15 protein-coding genes and 2 pseudogenes are annotated in these 16,813 nt (G+C 67.6%); 11 read left to right on the top strand and 6 right to left on the bottom strand.

What is annotated here, in order from left to right; all coding sequences use genetic code 11:
* From AB0D14_RS26255 to AB0D14_RS26285, 7 genes and pseudogenes are all read left to right on the top strand, one after another.
* Positions 1–1,545, top strand: a complete 1,545-nt coding sequence (locus tag AB0D14_RS26255) for a condensation domain-containing protein (protein WP_362783455.1) — start codon at positions 1–3, stop codon at positions 1,543–1,545.
* Complete coding sequence (locus AB0D14_RS26260; protein ID WP_362783458.1) at positions 1,542–2,348, top strand: hypothetical protein; 807 nt, start codon at positions 1,542–1,544, stop codon at positions 2,346–2,348. The genes AB0D14_RS26255 and AB0D14_RS26260 overlap by 4 nt, the downstream gene beginning before the upstream one ends.
* 3 nt (positions 2,349–2,351) lie before the next feature.
* The gene (locus AB0D14_RS26265) at positions 2,352–2,582 is read left to right on the top strand and encodes an MbtH family protein (RefSeq protein WP_362783461.1); all 231 of its coding nucleotides are present in this window, start codon (positions 2,352–2,354) and stop codon (positions 2,580–2,582) included.
* Positions 2,583–2,663: 81 nt separating this feature from the next.
* Complete coding sequence (locus AB0D14_RS26270) at positions 2,664–4,040, top strand: hypothetical protein (RefSeq protein ID WP_362783464.1); 1,377 nt, start codon at positions 2,664–2,666, stop codon at positions 4,038–4,040.
* A gap of 92 nt (positions 4,041–4,132) precedes the next feature.
* Complete coding sequence (locus AB0D14_RS26275; RefSeq protein ID WP_362783673.1) at positions 4,133–6,775, top strand: amino acid adenylation domain-containing protein; 2,643 nt, start codon at positions 4,133–4,135, stop codon at positions 6,773–6,775.
* Between the two features lie 136 nt (positions 6,776–6,911).
* A pseudogene (locus AB0D14_RS26280) lies at positions 6,912–7,127 on the top strand (transposase); the annotation flags it as partial.
* A gap of 50 nt (positions 7,128–7,177) precedes the next feature.
* A pseudogene (locus AB0D14_RS26285) lies at positions 7,178–7,299 on the top strand (alcohol dehydrogenase catalytic domain-containing protein); the annotation flags it as partial.
* A 1,013-nt stretch (positions 7,300–8,312) separates the two neighbouring features.
* Here AB0D14_RS26285 and AB0D14_RS26290 read toward each other — a convergent pair.
* Positions 8,313–8,573 (bottom strand): hypothetical protein, encoded by a 261-nt coding sequence (locus AB0D14_RS26290; RefSeq protein WP_362783466.1) that lies wholly within the window; start codon positions 8,571–8,573, stop codon positions 8,313–8,315.
* Positions 8,574–8,955: 382 nt separating this feature from the next.
* On the opposite strand from AB0D14_RS26290, the gene AB0D14_RS26295 reads away from it, so the two are divergent.
* The 4 genes from AB0D14_RS26295 to AB0D14_RS26310 all read left to right on the top strand — a co-directional run bounded on the left by AB0D14_RS26295 (position 8,956) and on the right by AB0D14_RS26310 (position 12,216).
* Positions 8,956–9,438 (top strand): hypothetical protein, encoded by a 483-nt coding sequence (locus AB0D14_RS26295; RefSeq protein WP_362783469.1) that lies wholly within the window; start codon positions 8,956–8,958, stop codon positions 9,436–9,438.
* A gap of 335 nt (positions 9,439–9,773) precedes the next feature.
* Positions 9,774–9,905, top strand: coding sequence for a hypothetical protein (locus tag AB0D14_RS26300; RefSeq protein ID WP_362783472.1), 132 nt, complete (start codon positions 9,774–9,776; stop codon positions 9,903–9,905).
* Entirely contained in the window at positions 9,905–10,999 is a 1,095-nt protein-coding gene (locus AB0D14_RS26305) for an NAD(P)-dependent alcohol dehydrogenase (protein WP_362783474.1), read from the top strand. The genes AB0D14_RS26300 and AB0D14_RS26305 overlap by 1 nt, the downstream gene beginning before the upstream one ends.
* Positions 11,000–11,049: 50 nt before the next feature.
* Entirely contained in the window at positions 11,050–12,216 is a 1,167-nt protein-coding gene (locus AB0D14_RS26310) for an NUDIX domain-containing protein (protein ID WP_362783477.1), read from the top strand.
* Here the strand turns inward: AB0D14_RS26310 and AB0D14_RS26315 are convergent.
* From AB0D14_RS26315 to AB0D14_RS26335, 5 genes are all read right to left on the bottom strand, one after another.
* Positions 12,201–12,968, bottom strand: coding sequence for an SDR family NAD(P)-dependent oxidoreductase (locus tag AB0D14_RS26315; RefSeq protein WP_362783480.1), 768 nt, complete (start codon positions 12,966–12,968; stop codon positions 12,201–12,203). The genes AB0D14_RS26310 and AB0D14_RS26315 overlap by 16 nt on opposite strands.
* 13 nt (positions 12,969–12,981) lie before the next feature.
* Positions 12,982–13,458: a DUF4334 domain-containing protein gene (locus AB0D14_RS26320; protein ID WP_362783483.1), complete on the bottom strand. Its 477-nt coding sequence runs from the start codon at positions 13,456–13,458 to the stop codon at positions 12,982–12,984.
* Positions 13,448–14,428 (bottom strand): alpha/beta hydrolase, encoded by a 981-nt coding sequence (locus tag AB0D14_RS26325; RefSeq protein WP_362783485.1) that lies wholly within the window; start codon positions 14,426–14,428, stop codon positions 13,448–13,450. Before AB0D14_RS26325 ends, AB0D14_RS26320 begins: the two co-directional genes overlap by 11 nt.
* A gap of 4 nt (positions 14,429–14,432) precedes the next feature.
* A complete protein-coding gene (locus AB0D14_RS26330; RefSeq protein ID WP_362783488.1) occupies positions 14,433–16,085 on the bottom strand; it encodes an NAD(P)/FAD-dependent oxidoreductase in 1,653 nt (550 codons plus the stop codon).
* A gap of 62 nt (positions 16,086–16,147) precedes the next feature.
* The gene (locus AB0D14_RS26335) at positions 16,148–16,813 is read right to left on the bottom strand and encodes an EthD domain-containing protein (RefSeq protein WP_362783675.1); all 666 of its coding nucleotides are present in this window, start codon (positions 16,811–16,813) and stop codon (positions 16,148–16,150) included.

Consider the following 16,813-nt stretch of genomic DNA (forward strand, 5'->3'; position numbering starts at 1 on the left):
ATGAACCCTGAATCCCATGGCGCCCTCGGCCGCAGCCTGACGGACGTTCAGCGTGTCTTGTCGCAGGTATGGGTCGACGTCCTCGACACGGAGTCGATCGGGCTCGACGACAACTTCTTCGCTCTGGGCGGCAACTCCATGCTTGCGGTTCGAGCCATCGTCGACGCCGAGTCGCGCGGGATCGTGACCACCCTCGTCGACATACTCGGAAGCCCGACCATCAGGGAGCTCAGCCAGGTGGCGTCGGCAGTCGAGGCTGCGCCCGACGTGGACGAGGCCTCCTCGGCACCGGCCGTTGCGGCCGCGCCGGTGGCGGAGGGACCGCGGATCGGTCCGGCCAGCCTCCTGCAGCAGGGCCTCCTCTTCGAGTCCGAACTGCGACCGGGAGCGGTGTACCTGGACGTGGTGTCCCACCGCGTCCGGCTCCCGTTCGATGAGACCGCTCTGCGCTCCGCGCTCGACGTCCTCACGGCCCGCCACGAAGCCTTGCGGACCGGATTCGACCTGACCGAATACGACGAGGTGGTGCGCGTCACGGAGGCGTCGACCACGATCCCCGTCCGCGTGCTCGACGTACGGACCGGCCGGCACGACATCGATCTCACCGACGACGTCGCGTGCGCCGGCCGGGAATTCGCGTTGACCGCGGCGCCGCTTCTGCGCGTCTGTGTCTCGGTGCCGGACGACAGCTCGTTCTGGCTCACCTACGGATTCCACCACGCCATCATGGACGGCTGGAGCGAGACGGTGTTCGCCTCCGAGCTCATGTCCGCCTATGCGTCGACGCTGCGGGGAGCGGTCCCAGCTCTGCCGCCCGCCGTGGCCGGCATGGACGAGCTGGTCCGACGCGAGCGGGAGGCCGTGGCCTCGCCCGATGCCCAGGAGTTCTGGTCGGCCTATATCCGGTCCCTGCCCCGGGCACGCCCGCGGCCTGTCGACGGCGACACGGTGCGTACGCGCGTGGACATCGACCCCGGGCTCGTGACCGACCTCGGGCGCGCCGCGGCGCACACGGGACTTCCCGTCAAGAGCTTCACACTGGCTGCCCACCTCGTGGCGTGGGGTGAGGTCCACGCCGTGGACGCCCCGTCGACGGGGGTGGTCGTCAACGGGCGCCCACCCGTGCCCGGGGCAGAGCGGATGGTGGGACTCTTCCTGAACCTGCTCCCGCTGCACTGCCGGGTAGACGCCACGGGTGCGGAACTGGTGCGGCGGGTCTTCGAGGCCGAACGCCAGATCACCACCTTTGGGAACTTCCCGTACCTGAAGATCAGGGAAATGGCCGGGCATGCGCTTTTCGACGGCGCCTTCAATTACGTCGAGTTCGAGAAGCGCCCGGAGGCCTGGATCGATGAATCACGCATTGTAGACGCGACGAGTCTGCCCCTCCTGATCGAAGTCGTTCACGAGGCGAGCCGCGGTGCGATGCGGGTGGAAGGCTCGGCCAGCGCTCACTGGTGGACGAACGAGGACCTCAAGGCAATGACGAGTGCCTACATCACGGCGTTGACCCGGCTCGTCAAGGACGCGAAGGGCCCTCGATGACGTCGATGCACGAAGATCAGGAACGCACGCTCACCGGTCGACGGACCATCCTCGTCGTCGACTTCGTGGGCTTGAGGTCCGAGCCGCCGTTGACCGCGCTTCGCTTGGAGGACCACGGGTTCCGGGTGGTCGAGATCCTGCGACCGCCCTATGTCCGCGCCTTCGACGCCGCAGGCTACGCGTCCGCGCTCATCGAACCGCGCACCTACGCGGGTTCCGAGGTGGCGGCGGTCGTGACCTACTGCATGGCCGGGTCGATCGCCCAGGAGGTGGCGGCGAAACTCTCGTCACCTCACTACGACGTGCCCCTCGTGGTCCTGGACGGCGAGCCGTCGACGGGCGAGGCGATCCGAGAGCAATGGGGGACAGCCCTGCTACGTATCGCCCAGATGGTGGGCGCCGACGTCGCCGACGGTGTGACACGCGCACTCTCCGATGACGAACTGCTCGCTCAGCCCCGCGAGATCGCCCGGGAGATCCACGACTCGATGACGTCGATCGGTGCGCAACAGTGCCCCGACGGAGAGGGCCCCGACATCGCCAAGGATGTCGGGATGTTCGCTGAATGGTTCTCCGACTGGCTGGTCTATCTGATTGCCGCTCATAATGCTCAGTGGCCGCATTGGGGTGGGGATGTACTCCAATTGATTTCGAAGTCGCATCCGGTGGTGGATTGGGTGGGAACCCGCTCGGAGGAAGTCGTCGAGATCTCGACGGACCGAGACGGCTTGGTGCTCGATCCAGGTGCGAAAGCGGCCGTTCTGTCGTTCTTGGCCGAGAGGATCAGCAATGGCAGGGGGTAGACAATGAGCAGCAATCCGTTCGAAGACGACGAGGCGCAATTCCTTGTCCTAGCCGACAACGAGGGGCAGTACTCACTATGGCCGGCCTTCGCCGACAGGCCAGCGGGATGGAAGCGCGTCTTCGGGTCGGACGGGAGGGAACCGTGCCTCGCTTTCATCGAACGTGAGTGGACGGATATGAGGCCGCCGTCGCTTCGCGATGTCATGGACGAGACACCGGCGCGCCGGGCGTGACGTGCCGTCAGACAGTGCTCAACCCTGCGAAGCGCGGTCTTCTCGTGCGTTGCAGTCCGTCGTCTATGAGGAGGATTTCAGATGACAGATGATCTGATGGAGTCGGACAAGATCAAGAACGACCGCGGCGTCATAGCGGAGAACTATCACGAGTTGCAGAGCATCGGCGCCATCGAGGCGGCTCGTGCGAGCATGACGGTTCCGGGCGCCACACCCGGGGCGTTGCTCATCGGGCTTTATCAGTCATCGGAGATCGCCATGTACAACGTGGCCGATCTCCTCACGCGCGCCGCCGCAGATCTGGCATCGGGTGATGTCGATGCGTGTGCGATCAAGCTGCTGTGGACCCGGAGCTTCCATCGGCTGCTGGTGCGGTTGAGCGGTGACGCCTTGCGCATCAGCAGCGACTGGTCGGCGACCGCGCCGCGATGGCCACTCCAGGACACGCCTGCGTTCGTTGAGTTCACGATAGCGCTGGAGTCATTCGACGGCTCCTTGGCCGAGGTCGTCGACCGGGGGGAGCTGGACGTCAGGACCATCATCTCCGAGGCATCGTTGACCGACAGCGCGTACACGATTCTGCACTGCGTGCGCGTCGTGAATCACGACGCGCGTGTGTGGGCTACGAATCTGGCTCGCGCGGTTCACCCTCAGCCCGCAGAGGCGCTGGAGACAGCGCTCGCCTCCTCCCATCTGCGTCATGCCGTCCATGAACATCATCTGGTCGGCGACACCTACTTCACGCAGTTCCGCGCATTGCATCAGATTCCCGAGCTCTTGGTCAGGGAGATCAACGATCGGCTCGAGTTGGCAACCAAAGCGCTGCGCGACGGCGATGACGCGCGGGCTCTCGAACTGCTTGACGGCGCCGCGTCGTTGTATCCCGCGATCGAGGCGTCGTTGCCGCCGATTGTGGACAATCTGAGCACATTCGATTACCACCAGATCCGCGAGAATCTGGGAATGACGAGTGGCAGCCATTCCGTCGCCATGCGATTCCACCTGTTCACAGATCTGTATGAACAGTTCGCGCAGCAGGTCATGGCCCTGGAGGACGCCGCCCCCGACGGGAGCGGCTTTGCCCGGCTGAGGCGTCATGTCGCCGATCTCCGCGTCTTCATCTTCTCGTGGCGAGACATGCACCTCCACCTTCCGCGGAACAATCTCGGCGGGACGCAGACGAAGTCCCTGACGGGAGCGCCCGACGCGGTCAGGACCGTGCAGAAGATGCGGGACACTGCGGCGTCCGCGGACCCGACGTGCCCGAAGACACCCGATCGTCCCGCGGCGGTCGCAGGACCTCTCGACGGCTATCTGGACGGCCCGAAGTCCTCGGACCAGCTACTCCTCTCCATCACCGGCGAAGTGACGCAAGCGAACTTCCGTGATGTTCAGGAGCGGCTGAACTTCTTTTCCCAGAGGCCGTCCTTCACGCGCCCTCCGCGACGTGAAGTCTGACCACCGGTGGCCTCTCAGTCGGCCGCGCCTGAGGAGTGGCCGCGGCGTGAAGGGTGGGTTCTGTCGTGAGCGCCAGTGAGGCACGGGGACCCGTGCCGCCGAAGCAGGGGTCCGCCAGGCACGCCGCCTACTGGGCAAAGGAGTTGGCAGACGTGCCTCAGCCCTTGCCCCTGCCGATGGATCGACCGCGCCCGCCGCATCGGAGCCTCGACGTCGGGGTCGTCGGCGTGGAACTCACCGCCGCCGTTCGGGGCCGAGTCGAGACGCTGGCCGCTGCGCAGAGAGTCTCCCCGGCAGTCGTTCTGCTGTCCGCATGGGTGATGACGCTTCGGCGCCTCACCGGGCAGACGACGGTGACGATCGGCGCACGGAACGTGGGCGGCGCCGAGGCGTTTTCGGACATAGAGGGCGGATCGAGCGATGGCCGCTGGATACTGCGCGCCGACATGCCCGGTGACATCTCGTTCGGGGAGTTGCTCCACGCGGTGCACGACCGGGTTCAAGCGGCCCGACAGCACCGAGGTATGGCGCTGGACGACGTGGTCTCGGTTCTGGTCGTCGATCCATCGACGGCCCATCACCCTCTGACACAGGTGGGGTTCGATTGGCACGGCGGGGCCGACGGCCGTTCGGCGGGACCCGCTCCGCAGCGGCCGGGAACCGCGCCGTTCGACGCGCGGATCGTCGTCTCGCCCCGTGACGGGGCGAGCCTGCGCGTGGATATCGTCTACGCCACAGACGTGTTCGACGCGGACACCGCGCGGCGGCTGGTGCGGTGTCTCGTGCGCGCGGCCACGATCGCGGCCGGCGATCCGACCGTGGCCGTGAACTCCGTCGACGTCATCGACCCGGCCGAGCGGCATCAGGTGCTCGATCTGGTGAATCAGACGCATGCGCAGGTGAACCCCGGCACGATTCCCGAACTCTTCGGACGACGTGTCATGACGAGTCCGGATGCCCCCGCCATCGTGTTCCGCGACGAGACCATCAGCTATCGCGATCTCGACGCCCGGTCCAACCGGCTGGCCCGTCTCCTGATCGACCATGGTGTGCGCACCGAAGTGGTCGTCGCCGTGATGGTGCCGCGCTCTCCCGACCTCTGGACGGCGGCGCTGGCGGTCGCGAAGGCGGGCGGCGTCTACATGCCCGTGGACCCCGCGTATCCGGCTGAGCGCATCGACTTCATGCTGAAGGATTCGGGCGCGCACGTCATCATCGCCGAATCCGCGACGGCCGCACACGGGGCTGGTCTGTCGACGCCCGTCCTGCGGCTGGACGACCCCGCGCTGATCACCGCACTCACGCACTGTGAGACGACCGCTGTGACGGACACCGATCGGCTGGCGCCACTGACGATGGCACACACCGCCTACCTCATCTACACGTCGGGATCGACCGGCACGCCCAAGGGAGTGGCGGTCGCTCATCGGGGACTGGCCAGCCTGCTGGCGGCGCAAACCAAGCGGCTGAGCGTCACGCCGGAGTCCAGAGTTCTGCAGTTCAACTCGCCGAGTTTCGATTCGTCGATATGGGAACTGTGTATGGCGCTGTTCTCCGGGGCCACCTTCGTCGTCGACACGCAGGAACGGCTCGAACCCGGACAGCCGTTGGTCGATACGATCAATGCGGCTGCGGTCACCCACGTCCTGCTGACGCCTTCCGTGCTCGCGGCGCTGCCGCTCGGCTCGCTGCCGAGCGTCTCCTGTCTCATCGTCGCGGGCGAACCGATCTCGCCGGAGCTGGTCACCGCTTGGGCTCCGCATCGGCAGATGGCCAACGCGTACGGTCCGACGGAGACCACGGTCATGCCGACCATGTGCGCGCAGCTGGCCGACGGCCGCCCGCCGTCCATCGGTCTTCCGATTCAGAACAGTCGCGTGTACGTTCTGGACGAACGAATCCAGCCGGTTCCCGTCGGCGTCGTCGGCGAGTTGTACGTGGCGGGAGCAGGTCTGGCCCGGGGCTATCTGGGGCGTCCCGCCATGACGGCGAGCCGTTTCGTCGCCTGTCCGTTCGGAACGCCGGGCGAACGGATGTATCGCACGGGAGACCTGGTCCGTTGGAACGCCGGAGGAGATCTCGAATTCGTCGGTCGCGTGGACACGCAGGAGAAGGTCCGCGGGTATCGGATCGAATTGGGCGAGATCGAATCGGCTCTCATGCGGCATCCCGCGGTAGCTCACGCCGTGGTCGTGGTGCGCGATGTCGCCGGGTCGGTGAGTAGCAGGCAGTTGGTCGCATATGTGGTCGGTTCCGACCCCGTGGGCGAGCCGCATGCGGACGAGACGGCGACTGGCGGCGAACGGCACGACGCGTGGGGCGGCGAGCTGCGGCAGTTCCTGGGCCGGCACCTGCCGGAATTCATGGTGCCGCCGCTATACGTGAAGCTCGATCGATTGCCGATGACCCCGAACGGGAAACTCGACCGATCGGCCCTCCCCGACCCCGGATCGCTCGACAGCGCCTACCGCGCCCCGTGTACTCCCGTGGAGCAGATCCTCTGCACGGTGTTCGCGGAGGTTCTTGATCGACCGTTGGTGGGGGTCGACGACGACTTTTTCGCCCTCGGAGGAGAGAGCATCATGTCGATCAAGGTGGTTTCCAGGGTTCGTGGTCACGGGCTCGACCTTTCCCCCCGCGACTTGATGGAGCGGCGGACCGCGGCGAAGCTGGCGCTCGTCGTGAGCGAGTCTGTGGCCAGCAGCGGCGCTAGCGGCGTCGGCCCATCGGAGTGAGTCCTGGGCGGGGCTCGATTGCCGGGCCGTGCGCTTCGGTGCGAGGACGCCGGTGTGAACCGACTGGCTGAAGCTTCCCCTTGATCGTGGACATCTGGAGACTGGGATCTTGAGGTTTCAGAGGAAGTAGCACCAGGTGGGAAGCGAGTGCACGAAGCGGTACACCGAGGAGTTCAAGCGGGATGCGATCGCGCGCGTTGACTCGTCGGGCAGGACGGTCACCGCCGTCGCCCGGGAACTCGGCATCAGCTCCGAGTCCCTGCGCGGCTGGTACCGCCGGGTAAAGGCGGACCAGGGCGAGGACGAGTCCGGCGAGCTAACCAGCGCCGAGCGCGAGGAACTGGAGCAACTGCGCAAGGAGGTGCGTGAACAGCAGCAGACGATCGAGATCCTCAAAAAAGCGTCGCCGTCGCCTACGGCGGCATCTGCGGCTCCGATCTGCACTACTGGCGGCACGGCGCGGTCGGGAGTCCGTCCTGCGGGCACCGATGGTGCTCGGGCACGAGGTGGTCGGAACCGTCCTGCGGGCGGCGGTCGACGGCACCGGCCCCGCTGCGGAGACCTGGGTCACGGCCCACTTGGCCACGCACGAGCACACCGACGTCCGGTTCCCCGGGAACCGGCCCAACCTCTCTCCCGGAGTCCGCTACCTGGGCTCGGCCGCGCGCTTCCCGGCTCTGAGGGTCCGGGTGGCCCCGACTGCGGTCGCGATGCCGAGGGGCTTCTCGTGGAGGTCGACCGCCACGATCTCGGCGGCGCCGGCTCGGCGAGCGCCGCCACGCGCAGGTCGGTTCCGGCGGGCACTGCGCGCAGCATCGCGGCGGGCAGCACGACCTCGCCGGCGAAGGCGCCCTCCGTGTGCGTAGGTCTCGGGTTCGAATCCCGAAGGCGGCTCTGAGGAACCCCAGGACTCACTCGCCGTGACCTGGGGTTTCCTTCTTCTATTGACCTTGGAATGTGCGTATGTAGCGCTCCGGACACCTGTGCATGGAATGCGTAGGTCAGAGGTTTACTCTTTGGGTTCAGTGAGCCATGGGCGAGGCGTGCGGTGGCCGAGCGGTGGCCATCCGTGCAGCGGTGGTGCACGGATGAGGGCTGCAGAGCTGTTGGCGGAACCGGTGCCGAGCTCCGGGTTTGTGGCTATCCGACAATGCGGGGTTCGGGAACGTTGGTTGCGGTACGTGACGCGACGAGGGCCCGTTGGTGCAATGCGTCCCTGCGCTACGCCTGGCCGTCGGTGATCTTCGCGTCACCCTGCTGGGTTCATCGCTCTAAGTCGGGCGCGAATCATGGAGAGACCAGTAGCTTCGGCGCAGTTCGCGCCGCGCGCGAGCCGGGAGAGGTGCTACTTGATCACGCCGTGGGCGCGGCTTCTGCTGCCGTGCGGGCCGTGCTCGGGCGTGGTTCGGGCGTCCTTTCCGGGTATCCCCCTCCGACGGACCGGGCTTTCGCCGGCTTTGGCCTCAGGGCTGGGGATGGGCAACGAAACGAGGTCAAAGACCCATAAAGGGGAGTCGTAGAGGCCGTTGTCGTGCTCTCACGCGTCGGCGTCCCGCAGACGTCGCGCGATGTCGATGTCCCGTTGCAGCGCGCTGAGCCGGGGCGGCTCCCGGCTCGAGTCGAGCACGACGACCTGCAGCCGGTCCCCGGTCTGGGGCGGAGCGCTGTTCTCGTCCCACCAGGAGGGGTGCTTCACCTGGTCGATGAATCCGGTCTCGCCGTCGACTTCGACCTTCGCGCCCACTGCGGAGACCGCGATCACGGTCACATCGAGTTCTCGATGATTGCGCAAGGTCATTTCGGTCTTCCGTAAATAGATATCCAACTGCGACCCTGGGTCGGTTCGTTGTATCGGTCCAGCTTCTCCACGGGGATTTCGAACTCCATTCGCATCGCCCCCTCGGGTGTGCCCGCGTGGGAGTGGAGGCCGGCCGGGTCGTGGGTGTGTTCCACGATGACCCGCGCTCCCCGATCGGTTTCGAACTGGCGGAAGTTCCTCCAGCGGGGCGGATCCTTGGAGTGGATATGTCCGGGTCGTAGGTGCGGAAGAGTTGTGCTGGAAGCGCAGGGATTGACTTGTACCTCGTGCTTCAGCACGAGGTACAAGTCAAATGGTGTCCAATGAATGGGGTGCCGCGCACGTATCACGTGCCCGGCAACGGCATGAGTGGAATGAGTTCATGGCTGCGGTGATCGCAATGCTGGAAGAGCTCAGGGGCCTCGACCCGCTGGCCGCCGAGGGTGCGGCGGCGCGGTTCTCGGCCCACGAGTGGACGCCCGGGGGCAAGCCCCGTGACGGCGTGGAGACGTCGTGGGACAAGGACGGCGTCGGAGGCTGGATCCAGACGTTCGGCGGTGGGGCGGTCTCCGTCTCGTTCGCCGTCTGGATCCGCGACGTCGACGAGTCGGGCTACTTCGACGACGTGGAAGCCGTCTACGAGCAGGGGGAGCAGGCGCTGGCCGGCTTCCTCCCCGAGATCGAGGAATCCCCTCTCGCCGGCCACCTCGTCGAGGCAGAGCAGACGGCGGCGGACAAGGACGAGTTCATCAACGTGAAGAAATGGACCCTGGACGGCCGGATCCTGACCGCCGGTGTGATCCAGCAGGACGCCGATCTACCGGTGATGGTCGTGGTGGCGCTGGAGGAGTCCGCCCCCGCCTGACCCGCCTCGCACGCCAAGAATTTAGCTGACCAGGAACGGACCTGAAGGACGGTCTCGGGAACAGCCGACCGGCGAGGTCTGCACCGGCCATGAAGGCAGCAGTCGAGCTTCGATTGCCCTGTCACTCCCGGGTCCCGACATGGGAAGTGAACTCAGCCGCCCGGACGCCAATTTCACAAGCTCACATGTGTTCAACGCGTTCACCTGTCTGGCCTCTTCGGCTCGTTGCGCGGGTCGGATGACGGTGGGCCAATGGAACCGTGCGGCACTCGGTGAGGACGAAGAGCCCGAGTGCGGCAGCATCCCCCGACGCACAGTGAGAGCGAGGCTCCGTGATGGCCGTGCTGCACACGACGACGGACGTCGCCGTCCTGCTCGACCGTGCCCGTGCCCTGGTCGCCACGCAGGTCACCGGGAAGCCCGCGGGCGCCGGTCTCGCCGCTCGCAAGCCGACCGGGGGTATCTGATGCGTATCCGTGCGGCGGTACTCAAGGAGGTCGGTGGCCCGTTCGAGGTCGCCGACGTCGACCTTGCCGAGCCGCAGGACGACGAAGTGCTGGTCCGCGTCGTCGCCTCGGGGATCTGCCACACCGATCTGATGGTGCGCGACCTGGGGTTTTCACCGGCTCCGCCTGTCGTGCTCGGACATGAGGGGTCCGGAGTCGTCGAGCGTGTCGGGGCCGGGGTCAGGGAGGTGGCGCCGGGCGATCACGTGGTCCTGAGTTATTCGTCCTGCCGGCGGTGCCTCATGTGCCGACAAGGGGCACCGTTCCACTGTGTCGAGTTCGCCGGCCGGAACTTCTCAGGAGTGCGCTGCGACGGTTCCTCGACGTTGTCCGTGCTGGACGTACCCGTGGGCGGAAGGTTTTTCGGCCAGTCCTCCTTCGCCACGCACGCACTCGTCACCCAGGACAGCGTCGTCACCGTGCCCGACTCGCTCCCCCTGGAACTGCTCGGTCCGCTCGGGTGCGGTGTTCAGACCGGCGCGGGCGCGGTTCTGAACGTGCTGCGACCGCCTGCGGGAAGCTCGCTGGTGATCTTCGGCGCGGGTGCGGTGGGGCTCAGCGCCCTGTTGTCCGCCAAGGCCGTCGGCTGCGCCCGTGTCGTCGTGGTCGACCTCCGTCCACGCCGGCTGGCTCTGGCCGAGGAACTCGGAGCGCATCACACCGTGGACGCGGGTGGCACCGATACCGTCGAGCGCATCGCCGAGATCACCGCAGGAGGTGCCGACTTCTCGGTGGAAGCGACCGGCGTGCCGTCCGTACTGGGGCAGGCCGTACGTGTCCTGGCCCCGGGCGGCACCTGTGCCCTGGTGGGGGCGGCGCCGCCGGGCACCGAGGCCGCAATCGACATGTCGCACCTTCTGTGGGGGCGGCGGATTCAGGGAGTCGTCGAAGGGGCCGGGGTGCCGCAGATCTTCATTCCCCGACTGATCGCGATGTGGCAGCAGGGCATCTTCCCCTTCCACCGCCTGATCGAGACATACCCCTTCGCTTCGATGGACGAGGCAGTGGCCGACGCCGAGAAGGGCGTGGTGATCAAGCCAGTGCTCACCATGTAGCGGCGATCACGCCAGTGGTTCGCTCTCCGCGTATCCAGAGGAGTCCGATCGTGTCCATCTCCTCCCGCGACCCGAGGCAGCAGGTACGTGCCGATGGCCAGAGTGAGGAGCTCACTCTGACGCGAAGGCTGGTCCAGCGCCACCCCCTGTCGTACTACGCCGGGGCGGCGGTGGCTCTGGCCGCGGGCCCGGCAACGGCGCGCCACGTCCCGGAGGGTTCGGCAGAAGCTGCCCTGGCTCTGTGCCAACTCGTCCTCATGGCCGGCCTGTTCGGGTCCATCCGGCGTCTTGGCTGGTGGCGTGAGACCGGCCTGCGATGGCGCCGGCCGAACCGGCGGTGGTGCCTCGTACTCCCGGCCGCGGGTCTCTGCCTCACCGGTACGCTTCCCGCCCATACGCCCACGTCCGCGGTGCTGGCGTGCGGACTTGGTTTCACCTCGGCCGTCGTCCACCAGGGGGTCGGCCATTTCGTTCTGCGCCGGTTCGGTCCTTGGCGGAGCACGCTCGTGGTCGCCGTCCTCTCCGGCGCGGTGTACGGGACCGCAGGAGAGGCCGTTGCCGGCATGGCCCTCGCGTTCGCACTGACAGCGGCACGGCCACGTCTGGCGACGCTGTGGCCGGTGATTCTTCTCCAGGTGTTCTGTACGGCGTTCTGCACGGCGTTCAGCTCGGGAACGGCCGCGTGGCCGGGGCGTCTCGTCGCCGTCGCCGGACTCGTCGCATACGGCTGCCTGCTTCTGCACCGCCAGCCCACCGTGGACATGAGCACGCGGCCCACTGTCCGCGTGGTGTGTCTCGACGAGTCCCACCGCGTCCTGCTCCTGCGCTGGTACGACCCCTTCGACGGAACGTACACATGGGAGCTGCCGGGAGGCGGCATCGCACCGGGAGAGAGTCCGCTCCAGGCCGCGCGACGTGAACTGGGTGAGGAGACCGGGCTCGCGCAGGACAGCGTGTACGACCGCCGCGTCCTGGTCCCCCGTGACTCCTACTGGAACGGCCGACGCTACCGTGGCGTCGAACCCGCCTATCTCGGCCGGACGATTCACCCGCCCCCGCTCAGCCGCAGCGGACTGGAGCCTGTGGAGGCGCGGTACATCCGGGGATACGACTGGGTGGACCCGAAAGAGACGGCCCAACTGCCCGGGCGGATACAGACAGTTGGGCTACGCGACATCGTCCGGCGCCTTCAGTCTCCGGATCACGACGTCAGATAGCCGCCGTCCACGGGGTGATCGCTCCCGGTGACGTACCGTGCGTCGTCGGACACCAGGAAGGCGACGGCCGCCGCCACCTCACGGGGGTGTCCCATCCGCCGTGCCGGGACATCGTCGAGTGCCCCGGCCAGCACGTCCGGCGCCAGGCCCGCCGTCATCGGGGTGTCGATGAGCCCGGGGGAGACCGATACCACCCGGATCCCGTCCCGCGCGTATTCCCGGGCAGCCGCCTTGGTCAATCCGATGACGGCGTGCTTGGCCGCGACGTAGGGGCTGTGGGCCCGCTGCGCCGTGTGCCCCGCCACCGAGGCGACGTTGACCACGACTCCGCCGCCGTTGTCACGCAGTACGGGGATGCACTGGCGCATGGTGTGGAAGACGCCGCAGAGATTCGTCCCGATCACGGAGGCAAAGGCGTCGAGAGGGTAGTCGGCCAGATACACCAACGGCCCGGTGACACCGGCGCAGTTCACCACGGCGTACAGGCTTCCGTACGCGTCGACGATCCAGTCGGCCAGCGACGCGACGGAACCCGCCTGTGACACATCCACCGGCCGGGCCCTCGCCGCACCACCCGTGGCGATGACGGACCGGGCGGTCCGCTCCGCCCCGGGCTCGTCGATGTCGGCGACGACAACCGTGTAACCGTCGTCTGCGAGCCGCTGGGCACAGGCGGCGCCGATCCCGGACGCGCCGCCCGTGACCAGCGCGACCCGCGGACCCGGCCCCTGTGTCACGGTGTGCGTGCTCACCCTCGGCCCCGGATCACGAATCCACCCTGTCCAGGATGAAGTAGTAGTGGCGGCCGTTGTGGAACGCCGCTTCCTTGCCGTTCATGATTCCGAAGAGCGTGTCCTCGTCGACCTTCTTGAAGTGGTCGAAGATGGGCAGGCCGTCGTAGACCATGGTCGCGGTGACCTCGTCGCGGAACTCGATCATCCACAGGCTCGCCTCACCGTTGCCGGCCGCGAGGTTCGAGTAGAGCTTTCCCTCGTCGTCGTAGCAGATGGCCGGCTGGACATCCAGCCGTGACCGCAGCGTCTTCCCGAACCACCGCACCTCGTCCAGCTGTTGGATGGCGCTGTGTCCGGTCTCGAAGGACGAGCCCTGCCACTCGCCCAGAACGTCCTCGATGGTGCCTGTCGGCAAGCACGCCCACACCTCGTCGAGTTCATCGGGGTCGACCCCGCTCTCAAGCCCTCGCAGGGTACGGAACCTGCTCCGTGCCTCTTCAGCGTTCACCGCGTGCCCCTTTCCTGTTCAGATCCTGTTCAGAGGTGTCTTCCTTGAGGTGGTGTGCGAGGTACGCCGCGATGTGCGCGATGCCCTGCGCGCTGCCCGGCAGGACCCCGCTCATCGTGAAGAACCCGTGCATCTGGCCCTCGAAGCGGCGGTGCCGGACAGGGACATCTGCCGCGCGCAGCTTTTCGGCGTAAGCCTCGCCCTCGTCGCGCAGGACGTCGTACTCCGCCGTGATCACGAGGGCGGGTGGCAGACCCGTCAGGTCGTCCGCCCGCAGCGGCGACGCCTCCGGTTCGAGCCGGACCGCGGGGGTGGGGACGTACGCGTCCCAGAACCTGGCCATGAGGTCTCGGGTGACCAGCAGCTGGTTGGCCGGGTCGGTGTAGGACGAGGTGTCGAGGTCGTAGTGCGTTACCGGGTAGACCAGGATCTGGAGGGACAGCGGCGGCCCGCCCCTGTGCCGCGCCCTGCGGGCGACCACCGTGGCCAGGGTGGCGCCTGCGCTGTCACCCGCGACGATCAGGGGGACCTGACCGCCGGCGAGTCCCGCGAGGTGCTCGCTCACCCAGCTCAGGGCGGCCCAGGCATCGTCGACCGCGGCCGGGTACGGGTGCTCCGGAGCCAGCCGGTAGTCCACCAGCGCCACGGCGCAGCCGGTGCCCTCGGCCAGCCGCCGGGCCAGCGCGTCGAATCCGTCGATACTGCCGAGCATCCAACCGCCGCCGTGGTAATAGACGACGACCGCAGGGGGATCTTCCCGCGGCAGCAGGAACCGGACCGGCACGGTCTGGTGCTCACCCGTCGGGACGGTGTGCTCTTCGACGCGGACCATCCGAGGGCCCTCGCCGAACAGGTCCTTCAGGCCGGCGGTGAGTTCGCGTGCTTGTTCCAGGGGGAGTTCGTGCAGCGGCTTTCCGCCCTGCTCCGCCATCGCGGTGAGGAACTCAGTGGTGGCCGCGTCCAGTGCCATGTCGTCACCTCGGACTGTCGACACCGTACGGTGTCCGCCGGAAGTCGAATCCCTGGTAGCCCTGCGCGGCCACCTCCTCGCACCTCTGCCGATACGTCGCGAAGCCCCCCGCGTAAGGCATGAACATCCGGGTCTTTCCTGCCACGTTGGCACCGGTGTACCAGGAGTCGGCCTTGGGGAAGAGGGTGGCGGCGGCCACTTCGTCGACGTGGTCCGTCCAGGCTTCGGCTGCTTCGCCGGTCGCCTCCACGTTGGCGTACCCCTGGCTGCGCAGGTGGTGGAGGCAGGCTGCCACCCACTCGACGTGCTGTTCGATGGAGGTGACCATGTTGGTGAGAACCGACGGGCTGCCGGGGCCGGTGAGCAGGAAGAGGTTGGGGAAGCCCGCGGCGGCGAGTCCGAGGTAGGTGCGTGGCCCTTGCTGCCATGTCTCGGCCAGTGCGAGGCCGCCGCGACCCCGGATGTCGATGCCGGCCAGGGCGCCGGTCATCGCGTCGAACCCGGTGGCCAGGACCAGGCAGTCCAGCGGATGTACCCCCGCCGACGTGCGTACGCCGTCCCTTGTGACGGCCTCCAGCGGGGTGGTCCGCAGGTCGACGACCGTGACGTTGTCCCGGTTGAACATGTCGTAGTAGCCGTCCTCCAGGCAGATCCGCTTGGCGCCGAGCGGATACTCCCAGGGCAGCAGCTGCCGCGCCACGTCCGGGTCGGCCACGGCCTCACGGATCTTCTGGCGTACGAAGTCCGCGACGGTGTCGTTCGCCTGCTGGTCGAGCATCAGGTCGCCGTACGCCCCGAGCAGCGCGAACCCACCGCGTTCCCAGTGCTCGGCGTAGGTGCGCAGCCTGTCCCGGGGAGAGGCGTCGAGGGCGGATGCCGGGTTGTCGTCGCGTACCACGCCCACCTGGGAGTTGCGGTTCGCCTCTCGGCGCTGTGGATAGGTGGCCTTGGCGGCGCGCAGGGCGGACGGGGACAGTGGCCGATTGCGCGCGGGGGAACAGAAAGCGGGCGTGCGCTGAAATACCGTCAATTCCGCGGCCTGGCAGGCGAGTTCGGGAGCGACTTGGACGCCGCTGGAGCCGGTTCCGACCAGGCCGACCCGCTTCCCGGTGAAGTCCACCGCTGTCTTCGGCCAGCGGGCGGTGTGGTAGAGGTCGCCCGCGAAATCGTCGATGCCGGTCAGGTCGGGCTGCTTGGGCGCGGAGAGACAGCCGACCGCCATCACGCAGAAGCTGCTGACGACCGTGGAGCCGCCCTCGCTGCGTACGGTCCATGTCGAGCGGCCCGGATCGAAATGCGCCGAGGTCACCCGGGTGTCGAGCACGATGTGCCGGCGCAGACCGAACCGGTCGGCGACGTGCCGCAGATAGCGCAGGATCTCCGGCTGAGCCGGATACCGCTCGCTCCACTCCCACTCCTGTTGGAGAGCGTCGTCGAACGAGTAGGAGTAGTCGATGCTTTCCACGTCGCACCTGGCACCGGGGTACCGGTTCCAGTACCACGTCCCGCCGACGTCGGGCGCTGCCTCGTACAGCCGCGCCGACATGCCCTGCCTCAGCAGGCTGTGGAGCATGTACAGGCCGGAGAATCCCGCTCCGACCACGACGGCGTCCACCCTCTCTGTTGCGTTCTCCACCTGCTCTGTTCCGTTGTCCACCTGAGATTCCTCCCCTTCTCCCGCGCAGTGCTCCAGCCGGGTCGTCGGACGCCGACGCCGTCTCAGCGCAGCCGTCGCTCCACGGCGACGTAGTTCACCGAGGCCGCCGGATCGGTACCGTCCGGTTCCAGCAGCTCGCGCCACGCCTGCGGTGACCGGGCCGGCCCCGCCCGCAGCGCGTCCAGATCGCCGAACCACAGTTCACGCACCGCGTCGAAGACGAGCTCACCGTCCGTGTCGCCGGTCGGGCGACAATCGGCCCGGACATGGCGCACTGCCCCGACCGCACGGCCGCGCGCCCGGTCGGTGTCGTCGCTCCAGGCGGCGTGGAAGGCGGCCCTCTCCGTCCCCCGGGCCCGGCGCAGCAGTCGGATGAGTTTGACTCCGCGACCGTCTCCCGGTCCGGCCGCCCCGTCGACGGCGTCCTCCCGCATCACCAGGAAGCGCAGCGCCGCCACGTCCATGAAATGAACCTGGTCGGCCTGGGCCTCGGCATAGCCGGGGGCGTCCTGGAGGCCCAGAGCCGCTTCGAGGTCGTCGAACCACACTTCGGGGATGCCGTGGTAGCCGGCGTCGCTGAGGTCCTCGGCCTTCAGCAGGCGGACATTCTGGACCACATGGCGGATCGTCGGAATCGCGAGCGTCAGTGGGTCACCGTGCGGCTTGTGCCAATGGCTGTCGAACTGGGCGAGCGACAGCGTGGGCAGCCTGGTCAGCAGCGCCATCAC

The organism is Streptomyces sp. NPDC048484 (assembly GCF_040651415.1).
Classification (GTDB): Bacteria; Actinomycetota; Actinomycetes; order Streptomycetales; family Streptomycetaceae; genus Streptomyces.

Bases quoted from the DNA above. Each gene is read 5' to 3' on its own strand.
- AB0D14_RS26255 (WP_362783455.1), top strand. From the start codon at position 1: ATGAACCCTGAATCCCATGGCGCCCTCGGCCGCAGCCTGACGGACGTT.
- AB0D14_RS26260 (WP_362783458.1), top strand. From the start codon at position 1,542: ATGACGTCGATGCACGAAGATCAGGAACGCACGCTCACCGGTCGACGG.
- AB0D14_RS26265 (WP_362783461.1), top strand. From the start codon at position 2,352: ATGAGCAGCAATCCGTTCGAAGACGACGAGGCGCAATTCCTTGTCCTA.
- AB0D14_RS26270 (WP_362783464.1), top strand. From the start codon at position 2,664: ATGACAGATGATCTGATGGAGTCGGACAAGATCAAGAACGACCGCGGC.
- AB0D14_RS26290 (WP_362783466.1), bottom strand. From the start codon at position 8,573: ATGACCTTGCGCAATCATCGAGAACTCGATGTGACCGTGATCGCGGTC.
- AB0D14_RS26295 (WP_362783469.1), top strand. From the start codon at position 8,956: ATGGCTGCGGTGATCGCAATGCTGGAAGAGCTCAGGGGCCTCGACCCG.
- AB0D14_RS26300 (WP_362783472.1), top strand. From the start codon at position 9,774: ATGGCCGTGCTGCACACGACGACGGACGTCGCCGTCCTGCTCGACCGT.
- AB0D14_RS26305 (WP_362783474.1), top strand. From the start codon at position 9,905: ATGCGTATCCGTGCGGCGGTACTCAAGGAGGTCGGTGGCCCGTTCGAG.
- AB0D14_RS26325 (WP_362783485.1), bottom strand. From the start codon at position 14,428: ATGGCACTGGACGCGGCCACCACTGAGTTCCTCACCGCGATGGCGGAG.